Source organism: Cupriavidus sp. Met-2 (assembly GCF_049843575.1).
Taxonomy (GTDB): domain Bacteria; phylum Pseudomonadota; class Gammaproteobacteria; order Burkholderiales; family Burkholderiaceae; genus Cupriavidus; species Cupriavidus metallidurans.
The window spans coordinates 248339-267063 of the sequence record NZ_JBBHZL010000004.1; the positions used below are offsets into that span (position 1 = coordinate 248339).

At 64.4% G+C, this 18725-nt stretch carries 18 protein-coding genes; 13 read left to right on the forward strand and 5 right to left on the reverse strand.

The genetic code is table 11. The features are described 5' to 3' along the window. Positions 1–107 precede the first annotated feature (107 nt). Both WD006_RS11645 and WD006_RS11650 read left to right on the forward strand, forming a co-directional pair. A complete protein-coding gene (locus tag WD006_RS11645; protein WP_008649807.1) occupies positions 108–875 on the forward strand; it encodes a gamma-glutamylcyclotransferase in 768 nt (255 codons plus the stop codon). A gap of 21 nt (positions 876–896) precedes the next feature. Further along, positions 897–1706 carry an ankyrin repeat domain-containing protein gene (locus tag WD006_RS11650; RefSeq protein WP_024569949.1) on the forward strand — a complete coding sequence of 270 codons (810 nt, stop codon included), beginning with the start codon at positions 897–899 and terminating at the stop codon, positions 1704–1706. Positions 1707–1741: 35 nt separating this feature from the next. Here the strand turns inward: WD006_RS11650 and WD006_RS11655 are convergent, their stop codons facing one another. Then, positions 1742–3442, reverse strand: a complete 1701-nt coding sequence (locus tag WD006_RS11655; protein WP_029307315.1) for a long-chain fatty acid--CoA ligase — start codon at positions 3440–3442, stop codon at positions 1742–1744. Positions 3443–3676: 234 nt separating this feature from the next. On the opposite strand from WD006_RS11655, the gene trxA reads away from it, so the two are divergent. Next, entirely contained in the window at positions 3677–4519 is an 843-nt protein-coding gene (trxA, locus tag WD006_RS11660) for a thioredoxin (RefSeq protein WP_029307314.1), read from the forward strand. A gap of 31 nt (positions 4520–4550) precedes the next feature. Here trxA and WD006_RS11665 read toward each other — a convergent pair whose 3' ends face one another. Then, on the reverse strand, positions 4551–5033 hold the full coding sequence (locus tag WD006_RS11665) for a bacteriohemerythrin (protein WP_029307313.1): 483 nt from the start codon (positions 5031–5033) through the stop codon (positions 4551–4553). Between the two features lie 133 nt (positions 5034–5166). On the opposite strand from WD006_RS11665, the gene WD006_RS11670 reads away from it, so the two are divergent. Beyond that, a complete protein-coding gene (locus WD006_RS11670) occupies positions 5167–5745 on the forward strand; it encodes an AAA family ATPase (protein WP_011517214.1) in 579 nt (192 codons plus the stop codon). On the opposite strand, the gene tcdA is transcribed toward WD006_RS11670, so the two are convergent. Then, the gene (tcdA, locus tag WD006_RS11675; protein WP_029307312.1) at positions 5734–6588 is read right to left on the reverse strand and encodes a tRNA cyclic N6-threonylcarbamoyladenosine(37) synthase TcdA; all 855 of its coding nucleotides are present in this window, start codon (positions 6586–6588) and stop codon (positions 5734–5736) included. The genes WD006_RS11670 and tcdA overlap by 12 nt on opposite strands. Before the next feature lie 194 nt (positions 6589–6782). On the opposite strand from tcdA, the gene WD006_RS11680 reads away from it, so the two are divergent. The 5 genes from WD006_RS11680 to WD006_RS11700 all read left to right on the forward strand — a co-directional run bounded on the left by WD006_RS11680 (position 6783) and on the right by WD006_RS11700 (position 13792). After that, entirely contained in the window at positions 6783–8990 is a 2208-nt protein-coding gene (locus tag WD006_RS11680; RefSeq protein ID WP_029307311.1) for an AsmA family protein, read from the forward strand. A 308-nt stretch (positions 8991–9298) separates the two neighbouring features. After that, positions 9299–10489, forward strand: a complete 1191-nt coding sequence (locus tag WD006_RS11685; RefSeq protein ID WP_017510697.1) for an MFS transporter — start codon at positions 9299–9301, stop codon at positions 10487–10489. Positions 10490–10623: 134 nt separating this feature from the next. Further along, positions 10624–11262, forward strand: coding sequence for a pyridoxamine 5'-phosphate oxidase (gene pdxH, locus WD006_RS11690; protein ID WP_017510698.1), 639 nt, complete (start codon positions 10624–10626; stop codon positions 11260–11262). Between the two features lie 214 nt (positions 11263–11476). Then, on the forward strand, positions 11477–12718 hold the full coding sequence (locus tag WD006_RS11695; RefSeq protein WP_008646259.1) for an SAM-dependent methyltransferase: 1242 nt from the start codon (positions 11477–11479) through the stop codon (positions 12716–12718). 3 nt (positions 12719–12721) lie between these two features. After that, positions 12722–13792 carry a DUF72 domain-containing protein gene (locus WD006_RS11700; RefSeq protein WP_029307310.1) on the forward strand — a complete coding sequence of 357 codons (1071 nt, stop codon included), beginning with the start codon at positions 12722–12724 and terminating at the stop codon, positions 13790–13792. Here the strand turns inward: WD006_RS11700 and msrA are convergent. Continuing rightward, the gene (gene msrA, locus WD006_RS11705; protein ID WP_008646264.1) at positions 13789–14331 is read right to left on the reverse strand and encodes a peptide-methionine (S)-S-oxide reductase MsrA; all 543 of its coding nucleotides are present in this window, start codon (positions 14329–14331) and stop codon (positions 13789–13791) included. The two genes, WD006_RS11700 and msrA, sit on opposite strands and share 4 nt — an antisense overlap. A 286-nt stretch (positions 14332–14617) precedes the next feature. On the opposite strand from msrA, the gene WD006_RS11710 reads away from it, so the two are divergent. Next, on the forward strand, positions 14618–15178 hold the full coding sequence (locus WD006_RS11710) for a flavin reductase family protein (RefSeq protein ID WP_024569952.1): 561 nt from the start codon (positions 14618–14620) through the stop codon (positions 15176–15178). 1 nt (position 15179) lies between these two features. On the opposite strand, the gene WD006_RS11715 is transcribed toward WD006_RS11710, so the two are convergent. Further along, a complete protein-coding gene (locus WD006_RS11715; RefSeq protein ID WP_011517222.1) occupies positions 15180–15659 on the reverse strand; it encodes an Lrp/AsnC family transcriptional regulator in 480 nt (159 codons plus the stop codon). Between the two features lie 151 nt (positions 15660–15810). Between WD006_RS11715 and kynB the strand changes: the two genes are divergently transcribed. From kynB to kynA, 3 genes are read left to right on the forward strand one after another with little or no spacing between them, the layout of a single operon-like run. Next, positions 15811–16467, forward strand: coding sequence for an arylformamidase (gene kynB, locus WD006_RS11720; RefSeq protein ID WP_029307309.1), 657 nt, complete (start codon positions 15811–15813; stop codon positions 16465–16467). Between the two features lie 35 nt (positions 16468–16502). Then, entirely contained in the window at positions 16503–17759 is a 1257-nt protein-coding gene (gene kynU / locus WD006_RS11725) for a kynureninase (protein WP_029307308.1), read from the forward strand. Positions 17760–17772: 13 nt separating this feature from the next. After that, positions 17773–18672, forward strand: coding sequence for a tryptophan 2,3-dioxygenase (kynA, locus tag WD006_RS11730; protein ID WP_011517225.1), 900 nt, complete (start codon positions 17773–17775; stop codon positions 18670–18672). Positions 18673–18725 lie beyond the last annotated feature (53 nt).

Consider the following 18725-nt stretch of genomic DNA (forward strand, 5'->3'; position numbering starts at 1 on the left):
GGCCGTTGGAACAAACCGTTGCCGACCGTTGCCTTGTACACACACCCCTACTGGCATCTGTGGTTTCCTTGCGACGCATCAATGCGCTTTGGATTATGCTGTCAGACATGGCCATTACACGACAGGACCTCGAATCGGACAGGCTGCGCACATCATTGTGCAGCACGCCGGTCGCGTCCTCGTTGTTGCCAGAAGCCGATGTGGAGCGTTCGCTCTGCGACGCGCTCGGCGCCCGGCCCGAGACACCCGGCCTGAACGGCGATGTCTGGCTGTTTGGCTATGGTTCCCTGATCTGGAATCCGATGGTGGTCCATACGGATCGCAGGCTGGCCACCGTGCATGGCTACCATCGCGGCTTCTATCTCTATTCCCGCATCAATCGGGGCACGTGGGACAATCCGGGCCTCGTGCTCGGCCTGGATCGTGGCGGTTGCTGCACCGGTATGGTATTCCGCATCCCCGGGCACGTGATCGAGCAGGAATTCCGCGTGCTGTGGCGCCGCGAGATGCTGACCGGCGCCTATCATCCGCGCTGGCTGCGCGTGAGGGTCGGCAACGCGCCGGATGCACCCGAGCAGCGGGCGCTGGCCTTTGTCATGAACCGCGAGCATTCGGCCTACGCTGGCCGCCTGCCAGACGAGCGCGTGGTGGCCTGCCTGCGCCATGCCTGTGGCCTGTATGGCCCGGCGCGCGAGTATCTCCAGCAAACCCTGCTTGGCCTGACAACGAATGGCGTGGACGATCCGTACCTGGGACGCCTGTGGCGCCAGCTCCAGGAAAGCGATGCCGCCGAAACCAACGGCGCCGCAACGCGGGCGAGTGTCGCCAGCGCTGACGCTGCCGAGTCTATTATCCAGCCGCACGAAACTGTCTGATCGATCCTGTCACCTGCCAACATGACGCGCTCCCAGACCCGTCCCCGCCGCCAGGCACTTGCCGAGATACTCGGGCTGATGGGATTACTGGTCGCTGGGGGGTTGCTGGCCGGCCAGGGCGGGCAGACGCTGGCCCGCTCGGTGGGTGGACTGGGCGGCGCATCCGCGCCGATGCCTTCTCGCCCGTGGCACGGCAGCAATCACACACCCCTGCCGTCGCGCGGGGACGGCATGGCCGCCCTCGACCACAACCTGATCACGGCAGCCAGTATCGGCGACCTCGACCTGGTCAATCGGCTGCTCAAGGCCGGCGCATCAGCCCAGGCCACGGACGAACGCGGACGTACCGCTCTGCTCGCGGCGGTCTACAACCGTCGGGGCGATGTCATGCGGGTGCTGATTCAGGCTGGGGCGGACGTCAACCGCAAGGACGATGAAGGCAACAGCCCATTCCTGCTGGCCGCGGCCACCAACCAGATCGACGTGGTACGGCTGGCCCTGTCGCACGGCGCGGATCTGAACAGCACCGATCGCTACGATGGCACGGCGCTGATCGCCGCCAGTCAGCACGGCAATGTGGAAATCGTGAAGCTGCTGATTAGCGCAGGCGTGCCGGTGGACCGGGTGAACCAGCTGGGTTGGACGGCACTGCTGGAAGCCATCATCCTCGGCGACGGCAGTTCGCGCTATGAGGACATCGTCCAGGCATTGCTGGACGCCGGGGCCGATGCCAACCTGGCCGACCGCGAAGGCGTCACGCCCTCGCGCCATGCGCGGGAGCGTGGCTACAAGACGATGGTGCGGATGCTGATGCGGGCCCGCGGCCACTGAGTTTCCAGTGCCGCGGGGTGTAACGCCTCACCGGCTCAGCCAGCCTGACGCGCGTTTTCCGTTTCCTGCAGCTGGCGCCACATCACCTTGCCGGTGCCGGACTTCGGCAGGGCATCGACGAACTCGACCACGCGCGGATACTTGTACGCGGCCATGTGCTCCTTGGCCCATTCGATGATGTCTTCCGGCTGGGTCTTGCCCTTGGCATCCGCGCGCAGCACCACCACCGCCTTCACCGTTTCGCCGCGATAGGCATCGCGCGTGCCGATGATGCAGGCTTCCTGCACGGCCGGATGCTTGTACAGCAGGTTTTCCACTTCCGCCGGCCACACCTTGAAGCCAGAGGCATTGATCATGCGCTTCAGACGATCGGTGATGAAGAAGTAGCCTTCCTCGTCCATGCGGCCGAGGTCGCCGGTGCGGAAGTACGTCTGGCCCTCGAACTCGATGAACGCATCGCGCGTAGCGTCAGGCTTGCCCCAGTAACCCTTGAACACCTGCGGACCGCGCACGATGATCTCGCCCACCTCGTTCGGCGCCAGTTCCTTCAGCGTGACCGGATCGACCACGCGCGCGTCGGTGTTGAACGTCGGCACGCCCAGGCATTGCAGCTTCGGCCGGTCGGCCGGGTTGCTGTGCGTCGGCGCCATCGTTTCCGACAGGCCGTAACCTTCCAGATAGTTCAGGCCGAACTGAGTCTTCAGGCGCTCCGCCACGGCCTGCGGCATCGCCGCGCCGCCTCCGCCGATATAGCGCAGGCTGCTCATGTCGAACGACGCCAGGTTCGGGCTGCCCAGGAAGTCGATCACCATCGTCGGGATATTGGTCCAGTGCGTGACCTGGTAGCGGGAGATCAGGTGGCCAGCCACTTCGCGATCCCAACGCGGCAGCATCACCACCGTCGCGCCGCTGTAGATCGGACCATTCATGCCGTACTGCATCCCCGTCACGTGGAACAGCGGCAGCACCGACAGGATCACCGATTCCGCGCCGCTGCCCGACCACGTCGAGCCGCCGACGATGTTGTGCATCACCGAGCGATGGGTATGAATACAACCTTTCGGGAAGCCGGTGGTGCCAGAGGTGTACGGCATCACGGCCATGTCATCCGGTCCGGCGGTATGCGGGCCTGGCTTCAGGCCGGCGGCAAGCGCCTTGGCCCACGGCGTGGCGTTGTCCGGCAGCGGATGCTCGGCGGTGAGCCAAGCCGGCGGTGCGTCCTCCGGATGCACGTGGGTCGGCGGCAGGGCATCGGTGTATTGGGTCACGAGCAGATGCTGGAGGCGCTCATCGGCTGACAGTTCGGCATCGGCCTGCATCACGCCAGCGGCCAGATCCGCCGTACAGATGGCCACGCGCGCCTGGCCGTCGGTCACGTAATGCTTGAACTCCTCGGACCGGTTCATCGGATTGACCGGTACCACCACGGCATCGGCACGCAGGATCGCGTAGTAGCTGATGATGAACTGCGGGCAGTTCTGCATGTAGAGCAACACACGATCGCCCTTCTTCACCCCTGCCTTCTGCTGCAGCCAGCCTGCCAGCGCGGTGGCTTGCGCCTCCAGTTCACGGAACGTGATCGCATTGCCAAAATAGCGGATCGCCGCCTTGTCCGCATAACGGTGCGCCGAGACTTCGAGGTTGTACCAGAGCGAAGTCTCCGGCAGCACGATGCTCGTCGGCACCCGTTTGGGCCAGAACTGGAAATGGGGGCGAACGGACGGCGTTGTGGTCATGGTGTCTCCTGCGGACGGTCGGGCGTCGACCGGATTTCTGGAATCGCTAGCGTCGCGAGGTAGGCCTCGCGTATCGGTCAAGCAATATAACTGAACGACCGTTCTATTTTCAACAGGATGTTTTCCCGCCCCTCCCGTACGTGGGGTTGCTGAGGTTGTTTTCGGCGCTTACGCCCTCACAATAAGAAGGTCAGGCCGTACCCGACGGCCCTTTCAATTCCGAGGTGCAGAACAATGAGCGACGTCACCCTGCAGAACTTTGAAGCCGATGTCATTGAGATGTCGCGCCAGGTCCCCGTGCTGGTCGACTTCTGGGCGCCGTGGTGCGGCCCGTGCCGCACGTTGGGACCGATGCTGGAAAAGCTGGAGGCGGAATCTGGCGGCAAGTGGCGGCTGGCAAAGGTCAACGTCGACGAGAACCAGGAACTCGCCGCCCATTTCGGCGTGCGCAGCATTCCGCATGTGGTGGCATTTGCCGACGGGCAGGCCGTCGACCAGTTCATCGGCGTGCTACCGGAATCGCAACTACGGGAATTCCTGGATCGCCTGACGCCGAATCCGGGCGAGTTGGCGCTGCGCGAAGCCGTCGAACTGGCCGCCGCTGGCGACCGCGAAGCCGCGCAGGCATCGTTCCAGGCCGCACTGGCCTACGATCCGGGCGCAGACACCGCACGCCTGACGTACATCGGGTTCCTGCTGGACGGCAACAAGATCGCCGATGCGGAAACCGAGTTCGGCCTGCTCTCTCCGCGCGCCGCGCAGGAAGATGCGTATGCCGCGCTGCAAACGCGCCTTGAAGCCATGAAGGGAGTGGGCGATCTGCCCGATGGCGCCGATCTGAAGGCGCGGGTGGCGGCGAATCCGGCCGATCTGCCAGCGCGACTGGATCTGGCGCATGTACTGATCGCCCGTCGCGAGTACGAAGCCGCGCTTGAGCAACTGCTGGAAATCGTGCGGAGCGACCGCGGGTTCGAAGACGACGTTGGCCGCAAGACCATGCTCTCGGTGTTCGAGCTCATGGGCGACGACCCGGCGGTATCACGGTGGCGCCGCCAACTCGCCACCGTCCTGAACTGAATTTGAGGTAGCTGACGGTCCAGTCGGACCGTCAGGCCGCAGGTGCCTCGACCAGCGAGAAGCCGTTGGCTTTCATGTGCTCGACCATCATCGTATCCATCGACTTCACGTGATTGTCGAACCAACCCGACAACTCACCCGTCAGGCGTCGACCCAGCGACAGCGCGCCCTTGCCCGGACCCTCTGGGTCAGCCCGTTCCTCCACGATCTTGTCGCGCACGGCCTTGGCCACGGACATCACGCCCTGATGCTCGTTGGTGTGGCAGAAGCGCGGGCCGAACTGCATCGCTTCCATCCACTGCTCCTCCTGCTCGAAGTGGTGGCGCGTATGCTCGATCCACTCCTCGAAAGCGGCCAGGAAACCGGCATCGTCGGCTTTTTCCATGGCCGCGAGCAACTGGAGGAATTCGGCGTGCGTGGCATCGGTGACGGGCTCGCCAAGGCGCAGATCGTCGGGCAGGCCCTCGGCCGAGAGGCCGGCGTAGGGGTCGGCGTAGGAGTCGGTATTGGTCATGGAACCGCAGGATAAGGAAGCCGTGAACAGTCGGCAAGCATACCCATTCCGCACCAGTCTGGTCTGATTTCCCGCAAACGGCGCTACAAATGACGTTATCCTTGCGACTCATGCCTCACGCTGGACACGTGCAATGCCACGATTGATTTTCTTCTGCGGCCATGCCGGTACCGGTAAGACCACCCTCGCCCACAAGCTGATCGGCCCGCTGATGCAGGCCACCGGCGAACCCTTCTGCCTGCTGGACAAGGACACGCTCTACGGCCGCTACAGCGCCGCCGCGATGCGGGCGATCACTGGCGATCCGAACGATCGCGACAGCCCCGCCTATCTCGACAACCTGCGGGACCCCGAATACGAAGGCCTGCTCGATACCGCTCGTGAAAACCTGATGCTCGGTATCAGCGTGATCGTGGTCGGCCCGCTCTCGCGCGAAATCCGTGCACATCAGCTCACCGACCCCTCGTGGCTGCGTGTACCCGAAGGCACGCAGACCCATGTCGTCTGGGTGCACCTGCCCGAAAGCGAAGCCCAGGCCCGGATCGTCCGGCGCGGCAACCCTAACGACGCCTACAAGCTTGCCCACTGGGACGCCTATCGCACGCGCCGCTTCCTGCCCGAGCCGGCCGAATATCCCGAATTGATCTACTTCGACAACGTCGCGCCCCAAGAGGCGGACGTCAATCGGCTGCTCGCGGCATTAGCCGCCTGAGGCAATTGCCCCGATCACAGCCGAAGCGGCCACAAAGCCGAACACGGCAGTCACTGCCACCGAGGAGCCAAAACCCGCGCAGGCCAGCCCCTGCGGGCCCTGGCGTGGCGCGGGCGGCACCTCGTCGATCTCGCACGCCTGCTGTTCGGGTTCGGGGTAGCGCAGCGGTTCGTCCGAGTAGACCGCCTGGATGCCGAACTTCTTCTTCGGATCACGCGGAAAGCCCCACTGGCGGCGCAGGTTGCCACGAACCTTGGCCAGCAGCGGGTCCTGGATCGTACGGGCCAGGTCCTCGATGCGCACGCGCGTCGGGTCGAGCTGGCCGCCCGCCCCGCCACACGTGATCACGCGAGCGCCCTCACGGCGCGCCCACCCAAGGATCGCGGTCTTGACCTTCACGGCGTCAATAGCGTCGATCACGTAGTCAAACCCCGACAACAGGGCCTGCACGTTGTCCTCGGTCACGAAGTCGTCCACGGCCGTCACGCGGCAGCGCGGATTGATCGCCACGATACGTTCGGCCATCGCGTCCACCTTGGAACGGCCATAGGCGTCGCCCAGTGCATGGATCTGTCGGTTGGTATTCGATGCCGCGATATGGTCCAGGTCGATCAGCGTCAGGCGGCCCACGGCGTTTCGGGCCAATGCCTCCGCTGCCCAGCTTCCCACCCCGCCGATGCCGATCACGCAGACGTTGGCCGTTTCGAGCCGCGCCAGGCCTTCGGCGCCATACAGGCGCGCGACGCCGCCAAAGCGGCGATGATAATCATCGTCCTCGGGGCTTTCGTGAGACAACGGCGCAGGCAAGTCCTGCGCCGCGAGAGGCGTGGGGGTAAGGGTCATGCGTTCTTGTTGCTGTGTCTGCCGGCACCGGCTGCCGACGAACCGTGCCGGCATTTTATGCCAGCCGCCGCCTCCGGGTCGGCGCCAGGATTCTGAAAGTCAGTCAAAGGCGGACAAACGCATTGGCATTGCCTCCCTACAATAGGCATAGTGGTTGATCCGCCGCATGGCTGACACCAGGAGATAACGTTCCCATGCCCGCCTCGCACCGCCGCCGCAAGATTGCTCTCTGGAGCCTGTTCACGCCACTGGCGCTGATCGCGCTGGTGGTCGTCGTCGTCCTGACCTTCGACTGGAACCGCGTCAAGCCGTGGCTCAACGACAAGGTCACACAGGCCATCGGCCGGCCATTCGCCATCAACGGTGACCTGACGGTGACCTGGAGACGTGCCGAGGGCGAGGCCGGCTGGCGCGCGCTGGTGCCGTGGCCCCGCCTGTCGGCCAAGGACATCACGGTCGGCAACCCGGACTGGGCCAAGCAGCCGAGCCTCGCCACCATCCGCGAGCTGATCTTTATCCTGCGGCCAGCCCCGCTGCTGACGCACGAGATCAGCGTGCCTACGATCGTGGTGGACAGCCCCGCGGTCTGGCTCGAACGCCTGGCCGACCGCCGTAACAACTGGACATTCGATACCGGACCGGAAACCGGCGAGTCGCCGTGGCATCTCGATGTTGGCGAAATCGTGCTGGAACGCGGCAACCTGTCCCTGAACGATGGCGCGGAGAAGATCGAGTTGCAGGCCACACTCGACACGATCGGCGACCAGCCACTCTACGATCAGGAACGCGACGGCGCGCTCGCCCCGTCCGCTGACGCCTCGGCGGCTTCCGCGCCCGCGGGCGCGTCAAACAAGACGGAAAGCAAACCCGAGAGCCGTTATGGCATCCGCTGGAAGGTCGTCGGCCATTACAACCAGGCCACGATCAATGCGACGGGCAAGGCCGGCACCGCGCTGAGCCTGCGCGACACCCGCAAGCCTTTCCCGCTCCAGGCCGACGTACGCGTCGGCGGCACGCGGGCCCGAATCGAGGGAACGCTGACCAATCCGGCGGAACTGGGTGCGCTGGACGTGAGTCTGGTGCTGTCCGGCGACAACATGGCGCGGCTCTACGCGCTGACCGGCGTGGTGCTGCCATCCACGCCGCCGTACGAAACACGCGGCCGGCTGGTGGCCACACTCAAGAAAGGCGCATCGTCCTATACATACCGAAATTTCACGGGCAAGGTTGGCAGCAGTGACCTCGGTGGCACGCTGACGTTCGCGCAGCGCGCGCCACGACCGTTGCTGTCCGGTGAGCTGGTGTCGAAACAGCTGCTATTCGCCGATCTCGCGCCGATCATCGGCGCCGAGGCCAAGCCCGGCCAGGCCGCCGCGGAAAGCGCGGTCAAGCAGCCCGCAAACAAGGTACTGCCCGTGGCACCCTTTCATACCGAGCGCTGGGATGCCATCGATGCCGACGTGACATTCACGGGAGAGCGCATCGTTCGCGACGAAACGCTGCCGATCACGAAACTGACCACGCACGTCAAGCTGACCGATGGTGTGTTGCGGCTCGACCCCCTCAATTTCGGACTGGCCGGCGGCAACCTCGTCTCGACAATCCAGCTCGATGGCAAGCGCGCGCCGATGGCTGCCATGGTCGACATGCACGCACGCCATCTGCAGATCCGGCAGCTCTTCCCGAAGATCGAATCGATGCACGCGAGCGTTGGCGAGGTCAATGGCGGTGCCAGGCTGACCGCCACCGGCAACTCGGTCGCGGCGCTGCTCGGCTCGGCGAACGGCGAAGCCCGGCTGCTGGTCGAGAATGGCACGGTCAGCAAGTTCATCCTGGAGGCAATCGGCCTGAACGTCGGCAGTGTGGTGATTTCGAAGCTCTTCGGCGACAAGCCGGTGCAGATCAACTGCGGCGTCAGCGCGTTCGGCATCACCAATGGCGTGGCCCAAGCGCAGACATTTGTGCTCGACACGCAGGATGCCGTGATCACGACCGAAGGCGCGATCGACTTCAAGGACGAGGAACTGGCCCTGACGATTCATCCCGATTCCAAGGGATTGCGCATCCTCTCGCTGCGCTCGCCGCTCTACGTCGGCGGAACATTCAAGAAGCCGTCCGTCAGTCCGAACTACGCCATCCTGGCGCTGCGCGCCGGCAGCGCGCTGGCGCTGGCATTTACGGCGCCTGTCGCACTGGTGGTCCCCCTGCTCGACATCTCGCCGGCAGAGGACAGCCAGTGCGGCAAGCTGCTGGCGAACCTGAAAAAGCGGCCTGTCATTGCCACGCCGCCGGGCAAGCCCGGTCCAAAGAACCGGCAGCCCGCATCCACCCCATCTGTCCCCGCTGCACCGCACAATCTGTCGCGTCCTACCAACGATGCGCAGCTCTTCCAGGGGGGCTGAAGGCCGGCCATGGGTTACGCATGGCTTCCACGCAACAGATCGCAGCAAGAATCTGTTGCGGATTTGCACTTCCCCCCTTCACCAACGTTGTGCATGACCGACGTCAGTCGCATAATCAAACGGCCATTGACTAAGCAAGCATTTAACACAATGGCGAACAACGGTTGCCGTTGCTGGTCCAGTCCAGCCATTGACGACCTTGTCTGGTGCGGCCTCGCGCCGCACTGGTTTTTCTTTCGCGCGTCTTATCGCCTGGGCCCCTGAATCGTTGCCGGCGGCGCGAACCACCCCATTGCCACCGCGCCCCCATGACGTTGCCCCACGCCGCCGTCCCCCCGATCAGTTGGCTGATCGCGCTGACGGTGTGCAACCATTTGGCGTTCAACGCCAGTCGCGTCGTCGTTTCCCTCTTTGCCATCTCGCTGAAGGCGTCCACCGTGACGCTGGGCATCCTCATGTCGCTCTACGCGCTATTGCCGATGTTCCTGGCAATTCGCGCCGGCAAGCGCATTGACGAGATCGGGCCACGCCTGCCGATGACGGCGGGCTCGCTGATGGTGGTGGCCGGCACGCTGCTGCCAGCGGTCTGGCATGACATCGCCTCGCTGTACGGTGCCTGCGCGCTGATCGGCGTGGGCTTCATGCTCGTGCAGGTGGCCATGCAACTGCTAATCGGTCAGGTATCGACCAACGAAACCCGCCTGCGCAACTACACGCTGCACGCACTGGGCCTGTCCATCTCGGGCACGCTGGGTCCCGTGGCGATGGGCTATATGATCGAGCACGCCGGATACCGTGCGGCATTCTGCGTGCTGGTGGTCATCGCGCTGGTCGGCCAGGCTGGCCTGCAGTACGTGCGTCCGCGCCTGCCGGCGCAAGGCGGCAACGCAGGCAGGATCGCCATCGAGGACGGCTCGCGCCGGTCGACGCTGGATCTGCTGCAGCACCCCGAGTTGCGTGCGGTGTTCATCGCCAGCGCCGTGCTTTCGGCCGCGTGGGATCTCCACGCGTTCCTGATTCCGATCCAGGGCACGCATATCGGCCTGTCTCCGTCGTCGATCGGCTGGGTGCTCGGTGCGTTCTCGATCGCCACGCTGGCGATCCGCGTGGCCATGCCGATGGTGTCGCGCCACTTTTCCGAATGGCGGATCATCCGCCTGGCGCTGACCGTGGGCGCGATGGCATATCTGGTCTACCCGTTCGTGTCGCACTTCTGGCTCATGTGCAGCCTGGCATTCGTGCTCGGACTCGCGCTGGGCAGCGCCCAGCCGAACGTCATGAACATCCTGCACACGGTGTCGCCGTCGGGCCGCGCCGGCGAGGCGCTTGGCCTGCGTTCGGCGGTACTGAACACGAGCCAGGTGGTGTGGCCGCTGACCTTTGGCGTGGTCGGCACGGCGCTTGGCATGTTGCCGATCTTCCTGTCGATGGCCGGCGCGATGGGCATGGCGGGTTACTACTCGCGCAAGCAGTCGCGCAAGATCGCCCTGCCCGACTGAAGCACCCTGGGCGCCCCGGGGTGCCCCGAGCGCGTTGCGGCAACGCAAATGCAGCGTGCAGCGCATTCGCTATACTCGAAGTACGCTTATCCGCGCGATTCGTGCGCGGAACGCAAACCTTCCTGATACGCGACATGACCCAACTCGCAGACCTGCGCCGCAACTACATGCTGAGCGCGCTTTCCGAAACCGACGTCGCTCCCGACCCGATTCGCCAGTTCCAGTCGTGGTTCGACGAAGCCATGCAAGCCAAGCTGCCCGAGCCAAACGCCATGACGCTGGCCACCGTGGGCGCCGACGGCCAGCCGTCCGCGCGCATCGTGCTGCTCAAGGGCATGGATGCCGACGGCTTCACATTCTTCACCAATTACGAAAGCCGCAAGGGCGTGGACCTGCTGGCCAACCCGCGCGCGGCGCTGTTGTTCCATTGGGTGCAGCTCGAGCGGCAGATCCGCGTCGAAGGTATCGTCGAGAAGGTCGAGGACGCAGAGAGCGACGCCTACTACGCGTCGCGGCCGCTCGGTTCACGCCTGGGTGCCTGGGCATCCGAACAGAGCCGCGAGGTTGCAGGGCGCGACGTGATCGAAGCGCGCGAAGCGGATTTCCGCAGCAAGTTCGGCGAGAACCCGCCGCGCCCGCCGCACTGGGGCGGCTACAGGCTCAAACCGACTTGGATCGAGTTCTGGCAAGGCCGCCCTTCGCGCCTGCACGATCGAATCGCCTATCGCCAGAACGCTGATGGAAACTGGCAAATCGTGCGGCTCTCGCCCTGACGCCATCAGCGTCTGCGAGGTCTGATAGACATTTGTCCAATGAAGGACCTGCACTGCACAATTTCAAAAATTGGCGTAAAGTTTGACGGTTGCTGCACCGGCTATGCACCGGTGCGCACCCCAAGGCCAGCGCTGCGTATGAGCGCGCAGTGATCGCAGCAGACCGTGGGGCATTCGTTCGAGAGGGATAGCCAACCAATCGGGAGAAAGCCGCATGTTTTTCAAGCAGACCCTGGACAAGCAACTCGATAGCTGGATTGCCGATGTGCGCGAGCACTCGAATTTGCCCGTCAAGCTCCGACTCTGGAATGGCAGTGAATATCAGCTCGGCAGCTTTGACAGACCCGCCGTCACGCTGACCGTGCGCGAAGCCTCCGCGCTGCCGTTCTTGCTAGTACCCAGCCTGGACAATCTCAGTGAAGCGTATGTCCAGGAGAAGATCGACCTCGATGGGCGCCTGGCCGACATCATCAAGGTGGGATACGGTCTCTCCGCCGCCGCCGCACGCCGTGCGGGCGGCGTGCTGAACAAGGTGGCGCAGCATTTCACGCACACCAAGGCCGAGGACAAGGCGTCGATCCAGTATCACTACGACGTTTCCAACGACTTCTACAAGCTCTGGCTCGATCCGAACATGGTCTATTCATGTGCGTACTTCGAGAACGGCAACGAAGACCTGGCCACCGCGCAGATCAAGAAGATCGACCATATCCTGACCAAGATCCGCTTGGAACCTGGGCAGACGCTGCTCGACATCGGTTGCGGCTGGGGCGCGCTGGTGCTGCGGGCCGCGCAAAAGTTTGGCGCCAGGTGCGTGGGCATCACGCTGTCACAGAACCAGTTCGATCTGGCGACCGCGCGCGTGAGGGCTGCGGGCCTGCAGGACCGCATCGAGATCCGCCTGCAGGACTATCGCGACATCAGCGGGCAATTCGACCGCATCACGAGCGTCGGCATGTTCGAACACGTCGGCAAGGATAACTTGCCGGGTTATTTCGCCCGTATGCGCGACCTGCTGGCCGAAGGTGGCGTGGCGATGAACCACGGCATTACCGCCACCGACCCAGACAGCGGCGAGATACCGATGGACGGTTCGGGCTTCATGGATCGCTATGTGTTCCCGCAGGGCGAGCTGCCGCATATCGGCATGGTGCTGACCACGATGCAGAAGGGCGGCCTCGAAGCCTTCGACGTGGAACTGCTGCGCCGCCACTATGCGCAGACGCTGCGTCACTGGGCGGAGAATTTCGAGACCAATGCCGATACCATCCGCGAGATGGTCGGCGAGAAGAAATTCCGCATCTGGCGCATCTATCTGGCGGGCTGCTCACATGCATTCACAAGCGGGAAGATGTCGATCTACCAGGTGGTATGCCAGAAGGCCGATCGCAATGCCGACACATTCCCGACGTCGCGGCGTTATATTTACGCGTCTCCGATCGGTACGCCTTCCTGACGCTTGACTGAGAACCTCGACCTATTCGGCGATGCCCCGGCATCGCCGCCCGTTGCGAAGCCCACTGCCCGACCTGCGGCGGGCGATCCCGAAAACAAGAAGCCCGTTGGCAAGATCGTCCAGCCTTGGACGCCCGACGCCGCGTTGCAGGCGCTCGCGAAGCAACTGCCGCCAAACCTCTACTTCGGCACCTCGTCCTGGTCCTATCCCGGCTGGCACGGCATTACCTACGACGGCCAGTACACCGAGAGCCTGCTGTCACGCAAAGGTCTGCGTGCCTGTGGCCAGCATCCGCTGCTGCGCGCGGCTGGCATCGACCGCGGTTTCTACGGCCCGATTCCATTGGCCGATTACCTGAACTACGCCTCGCAGGTGCCCGAAGACTTCCGCTTTCTGGTCAAGGCGCCCGCCAGCGTGTGCGACGCATGGCTGCGCGGCCCCGATGGCGCCGGTCGGCTGCAGAACGCCGCGTTCCTCAATGCCGAGATCGCAATCCGCGACTTCATCGAGCCGGCCACGAGCGGGCTCGGCCCGCGCTGCGGCCCCCTGCTGTTCCAGCTTTCGCCGCTGGCTGGCATGGCTGACGACGGCCCCGCTTTCCTGGCACGGCTCGACGCGTTCCTTGCCGAACTGCCCGCGCTGGACCGCGCGGTGACGCCAAATGCCTGCTATGCCGTGGAGATCCGTGACGCGGCGCTGCTGACGCCACGCTACATCCGTATGCTGCGCGAGCGCGGCGTGCGTTTCTGCCTGGCCGCGCGTGACCGTCTGCCACCCGTGCAACGTCAGGCTGCGGCGCAGGCATTGATGGACGATGGCGCGCCCGGCCCGCAGGTCTTGCGCTGGATGCTGCGCGAAGGCCGGTCCTATTCGATGGCCGAGCAGGCATTCTCGCCATTCGACAAGCTCGTGGACGAAGACGCCGAAACGCGCCACGCCATCGCTGACGTGGTCGTGCGCACGCTGCGCGCCGGCCAGCCCGCCTATGTCATCGTCAGCAATAACGCCGAAGGCTGCGCGCCGTTGAGCATCGCGCGGCTCGCTGAGGCAATCGCCGGGAAGCTGGCGACCTAGCGCCGCATCCGGTGCGAGAAATCGCGCCGGAATTTCGTCAGCTTCGGCGAGATCACGAACGCGCAGTACCCTTGCGCCGGGTGCTCCTGGTAGTAGTTCTGGTGGCTGGCCTCGGCGGGCCAGTAGGGTTGCTCCGGCTCCACCTGTGTCACGATCGGCGCATCGTAGACATGCTCGGCAACCAGCTTGCCAATCACATACTCGGCAACCGCGCGCTGCGCCTCTGAGTGCGTGAAGATGCTGGAACGGTACTGTGTGCCGACATCGTTACCCTGCCGGTTCAGTTGCGTCGGATCGTGGATCGAAAAGAAGATTTCAAGGATCTCGCGATAGTTGATCGCGGACGGGTCGAATGTCACCCGCACCACTTCGGCGTGCCCGGTATCTCCCGCGCAAACCTCGTGATAGGTGGGCTGGCTGACGTGCCCACCCGTGTATCCCGATTCCACCGCGCGCACACCGGCGACCTGTTGGTAGACCGCCTCCAGACACCAGAAGCAGCCGCCACCGAGCGTGGCGATTTCAAGGCCATGGTCCATTTGCTCGTCCCCCTTCCAGTCGCGGACGCCACGCTGGCTCGCGCAGGCGTCCTGTCTAGGATAAGCACTTGGCGCGCTTGCTGCCGACTTTAAAGCGCCCGGACGGCTTCCAACGTCACTTCAGCGGTGATTGGCTGGACTCCGCTACAATCGCAGGCAACGTTGGCTCGCCTGCTTTGTGCGAAAAACCACCGAAAACATCGCAAACGCGGATTAGGTTGATACGCGTTGAATGCATGGCGGCCATCCCGATATGAAGATCATGGATTTGTGTGAAGCCCGAGACATGGGCATACCCGAGGCCGAGACCCCAATCATGGCGCGCAAGGCCACCGCCCCCGATTTCGATAGCCAGCATTTCAAGCGGGCGCTGTCGCAGTTCGCCACCGGCGTGACCGTGATCACGACGCGCGCGGCCGGCCACCCGCACGCCAACGGCGCACCATTCGTCGGCATCACCGCGAGTTCGTTCAACTCGGTATCGCTCGATCCGCCGCTGGTGCTGTGGAGCATGGCAACCCGCGCCAACAGCCTGCCGATGTTCCGCGACGGCTCGCACTACATCATCAACGTGCTGGCGGCATCGCAGCTCGACCTCTGCCAGCGCTTCGCCACGCTCAAGGGCGACCGGTTCGCCGGCGTCGACTATCGTCTTTCCGCCACCGGATTGCCCATCCTTGCCAACGCGCTGGCATGGTTCGAATGTCACAACCGCAGCCGCTATGACGAAGGCGACCACGTGATTTTCGTCGGCGAGGTCGAACGTTGCGGCATATTCGATACCGGCGGACAGCCGCTGGTATTCCAGGGCGCCCAGTTCTCCACGCTTTCGCCGCTCGACCGCTAGGCTAGCCGCCCGCTTCCTTCACGATCGCCAGCGGCGATCCGTCGGTCTTGATCCGCTGCAGGACGATGTTCGAGCGGATATCCATGACACCCGGCGTGCGATAGAGCCGGTTCACAATGAAGTCCGAGTAGTGCTTCAGGTTGCGCGCCTGAACACGCAGGATGTAGTTGCTGTCCCCCGTGATCACATAGGCCGTGAGCACTTCCGGCCACGTCTGCACGACCGCGTTGAACGTGTCGTGCCACCCCTCCACGTCGTGCCGCATCGATACCTGCACGATGGCCTCGATCTCCAGCCCGAGCTTTTCGGCGTCGAACCACGCGTGGTAGCCGCCGATTACGCCACTCTCTTCCAGCAACCGCACGCGCCGCAGGCACGCCGACGGCGACAGCGCCACGCGGTCGGCCAGATCCTGGTTGCTGATGCGGCCGTTCTCCTGCAGGCACGTCAGGATGCGCAAATCGATCGAATCAAGGTTCATTTCGCAGAATCCACGAATTTCTAGAATTGATACGCAATTTTATGCGAAAGAAGGCCAAATCGACGGCCCATTTCGCAAGGCTTTTTTCGGGTAGTTTGACTATGATGCCCACACACACCGCGCCCGAAAAAAAGCGCAGACGCGAGACACCATGCCCCAAGCCCCCCAACTCCACGACGGTCGCCGCATCTGGGATATTTCCCCAGCCGTTTCGCCCGCCACGCCGGTCTGGCCTGGCGACACACCGTTCCAGCATGACCCGGCCTGGCAACTCGACGAGCATTGCCCGGTGAATGTCGGCCGCATCACGATGTCGCCACACACCGGCGCCCATGCCGACGCCCCGCTGCACTACGCGGCGGATGGCGCGCCGATCGGAGCCGTCCCGCTGGACGCCTACCTGGGCCCGTGCCGGGTGATCCACTGTATTGGCGCAGCACCGCGCGTGGAGCCGCAGCACATCGCGCACGCATTGGCCGGCACGCCACCGCGCGTGCTCTTGCGCACCTACGCGCAAGCGCCGCAAGGCAGTTGGGATTCCGCTTTCTGCGCCGTGGCGCCGGAGACGATCTCGCTGCTGGCCCGCCATGGCGTCCGGCTGATCGGCATCGACACGCCGTCGCTCGATCCCGAAACCTCGAAGACGATGGACGCGCACCACGCCGTGCGTGACCACCAGCTTGCCATTCTGGAAGGCATCGTCCTCGACGAGGTGCCGGCCGGCGACTACGAACTGATCGCGCTGCCGCTGCGCCTGGCCACGCTTGATGCGAGCCCGGTGCGCGCCGTGCTGCGCGAGCTCCCCTGACATTCACGAACCGATTTCGAACGGACGAAGACCGCATGACAACGCTGACCCGAGCACACTGCCAGACGCTGGACCGGGATGACCCGCTCCGCGCACTGCGCGAACAGTTCGCCCTGCCCGAGGGCGTGATCTACCTCGATGGCAACTCGCTGGGCGCACGCCCGCGCGCCGCCGCCGCGCGCGCCGCGGAAGTCGTGAGCGAGGAATGGGGCAATGGCCTGATCCGCAGCTGGAATACCGCGGGCTGGTTCGACCTGCCGCGCCGCCTGGGCAACCTGCTGGCTCCGCTGATCGGCGCCGGCAATGACGAGGTAGTGGTCACCGACACGACATCGATCAACCTGTTCAAGGTGCTGGCGGCCGCGCTGCGCGTGCAGCGCCAGCGCGATCCGGCCCGGCGCGTGATCGTGTCGGAGGCCAGCAACTTCCCGACTGATCTCTATATCGCCCAGGGCCTGGCCGATCTGCTGCAGCAAGGCTATGAAGTCCGGCTGGTCAACAGCCCGGACGAGATCGACGCCGCCGTAGGCGCTGACACCGCCGTGCTGATGCTCACGCACGTCAACTACAAGACCGGCGAGATGCTCGACATGGCCGGCCTGACCGAGCTGGCGCACGCGCGCGGCGTGCTGACCGTTTGGGATCTGGCCCACTCGGCCGGCGCCGTGCCCGTGGCGCTCAATGTGGCCAAGGCCGATTACGCGATCGGCTGCACTTACAAGTACCTGAACGGCGGCCCGGGCTCCCCGGCTTTCGTCTGGGTAGCACCCGCGCTGCGCGACCAGTTCTGGCAGCCGCTGTCGGGCTGGTGGGGCCACGGCGCGCCGTTCGCGATGTCGCCGCAGTACGAACCGGTGCAGGGCATCGGCCGCTTCCTGTGTGGCACGCAGCCGATGACGTCGCTGGCCATGGTCGAATGCGGCCTGGATATCTTCGCGCAGACCAGCATGACCGCGCTGCGCGCCAAGTCGCTGAAGCTGACCGATCTGTTTATCGAACTGGTCGAGGCCCGCTGCGCCACGCACCCGCTCTCGCTGGTCACACCGCGCGACCACACGAAGCGCGGCAGCCAGGTCAGCTTCGCGCACCCCGACGCCTACGCGCTGGTAGCCGCGCTGATCGAGCGTGGCGTCATTGGCGACTATCGCGAGCCGGGCATCGCCCGCTTCGGCTTCACGCCGCTCTACACGAGCTTTACTGAAGTGTGGGACGCCGTCGAGATCATCCGCGACGTGCTCGACAGCGGCGTCTATCGTGACGCGCGCTTTGCCGTGCGGACGGCGGTGACCTGAGCGGGAGTCGATCATGAGCGAATTCAAGGGATGCCCGATGGGGCACGGAGCCGCCCCGCAAAACGGTGATGGCGGTGATAGCGGTGATACCGGCAATGGCTGGCACGGCGCGCAAATGGATTTCGCGCGCGACATGAGCTATGGGGACTACCTGGGCCTGGACCAGATCCTGAGCGCCCAGCATCCGCTGTCTCCGGATCACAACGAGATGCTGTTCATCGTCCAGCACCAGACCACCGAACTCTGGATGAAGCTGATGCTGCACGAGCTGCGCGCGGCGCGTGATGGCGTCAAGTCGGATCAGCTTCAGCCGGCATTCAAAATGCTGGCGCGCGTCTCGCGCATCATGGATCAGCTCGTGCAGGCGTGGAACGTGCTGGCGACGATGACGCCGCCCGAGTACTCGGCGATGCGCCCATACCTGGGGGCATCGTCCGGCTTCCAGTCATACCAGTATCGCGAGATCGAGTTCATCCTCGGCAACAAGAACGCAGCCATGCTGCGTCCGCACGCGCATCGACCCGAACATCTCGAACTGGTGGAGACCGCGCTGCATACGCCGTCGATGTACGACGAGGCCATCCGGCTGATGGCCCGCCGCGGCTTCCAGATCGACCCCGAGGTGGTGGAACGCGACTGGACCCAGCCGACGCAGTACAACGCATCGGTGGAAGCGGCCTGGCTCGAGGTCTACCGCAACCCGTCGGCCCACTGGGAGCTCTACGAACTCGGCGAGAAGTTCGTCGATCTGGAAGACGCGTTCCGGCAATGGCGCTTCCGCCACGTGACCACAGTCGAGCGCGTAATCGGATTCAAGCGCGGCACCGGCGGCACCGAAGGCGTCAGCTATCTGCGCAGGATGCTGGACGTGGTGCTGTTTCCAGAACTGTGGAAACTGCGGACAGACCTGTAGTACCTGCTGGTTTGCTCCCCTCCCCCCAATTCATGGGCGAGGGGAGCGCATAG

Excerpts from the sequence above, each read along its gene's own strand:
- WD006_RS11645 (WP_008649807.1), top strand. The coding sequence starts at position 108 with ATGGCCATTACACGACAGGACCTCGAATCGGACAGGCTGCGCACATCA.
- WD006_RS11650 (WP_024569949.1), top strand. The coding sequence starts at position 897 with ATGACGCGCTCCCAGACCCGTCCCCGCCGCCAGGCACTTGCCGAGATA.
- WD006_RS11655 (WP_029307315.1), bottom strand. The coding sequence starts at position 3,442 with ATGACCACAACGCCGTCCGTTCGCCCCCATTTCCAGTTCTGGCCCAAA.
- trxA (WP_029307314.1), top strand. The coding sequence starts at position 3,677 with ATGAGCGACGTCACCCTGCAGAACTTTGAAGCCGATGTCATTGAGATG.
- WD006_RS11665 (WP_029307313.1), bottom strand. The coding sequence starts at position 5,033 with ATGACCAATACCGACTCCTACGCCGACCCCTACGCCGGCCTCTCGGCC.
- WD006_RS11670 (WP_011517214.1), top strand. The coding sequence starts at position 5,167 with ATGCCACGATTGATTTTCTTCTGCGGCCATGCCGGTACCGGTAAGACC.
- tcdA (WP_029307312.1), bottom strand. The coding sequence starts at position 6,588 with ATGACCCTTACCCCCACGCCTCTCGCGGCGCAGGACTTGCCTGCGCCG.
- WD006_RS11680 (WP_029307311.1), top strand. The coding sequence starts at position 6,783 with ATGCCCGCCTCGCACCGCCGCCGCAAGATTGCTCTCTGGAGCCTGTTC.
- WD006_RS11685 (WP_017510697.1), top strand. The coding sequence starts at position 9,299 with ATGACGTTGCCCCACGCCGCCGTCCCCCCGATCAGTTGGCTGATCGCG.
- pdxH (WP_017510698.1), top strand. The coding sequence starts at position 10,624 with ATGACCCAACTCGCAGACCTGCGCCGCAACTACATGCTGAGCGCGCTT.
- WD006_RS11695 (WP_008646259.1), top strand. The coding sequence starts at position 11,477 with ATGTTTTTCAAGCAGACCCTGGACAAGCAACTCGATAGCTGGATTGCC.
- msrA (WP_008646264.1), bottom strand. The coding sequence starts at position 14,331 with ATGGACCATGGCCTTGAAATCGCCACGCTCGGTGGCGGCTGCTTCTGG.
- WD006_RS11710 (WP_024569952.1), top strand. The coding sequence starts at position 14,618 with ATGGGCATACCCGAGGCCGAGACCCCAATCATGGCGCGCAAGGCCACC.
- WD006_RS11715 (WP_011517222.1), bottom strand. The coding sequence starts at position 15,659 with ATGAACCTTGATTCGATCGATTTGCGCATCCTGACGTGCCTGCAGGAG.
- kynB (WP_029307309.1), top strand. The coding sequence starts at position 15,811 with ATGCCCCAAGCCCCCCAACTCCACGACGGTCGCCGCATCTGGGATATT.
- kynU (WP_029307308.1), top strand. The coding sequence starts at position 16,503 with ATGACAACGCTGACCCGAGCACACTGCCAGACGCTGGACCGGGATGAC.
- kynA (WP_011517225.1), top strand. The coding sequence starts at position 17,773 with ATGAGCGAATTCAAGGGATGCCCGATGGGGCACGGAGCCGCCCCGCAA.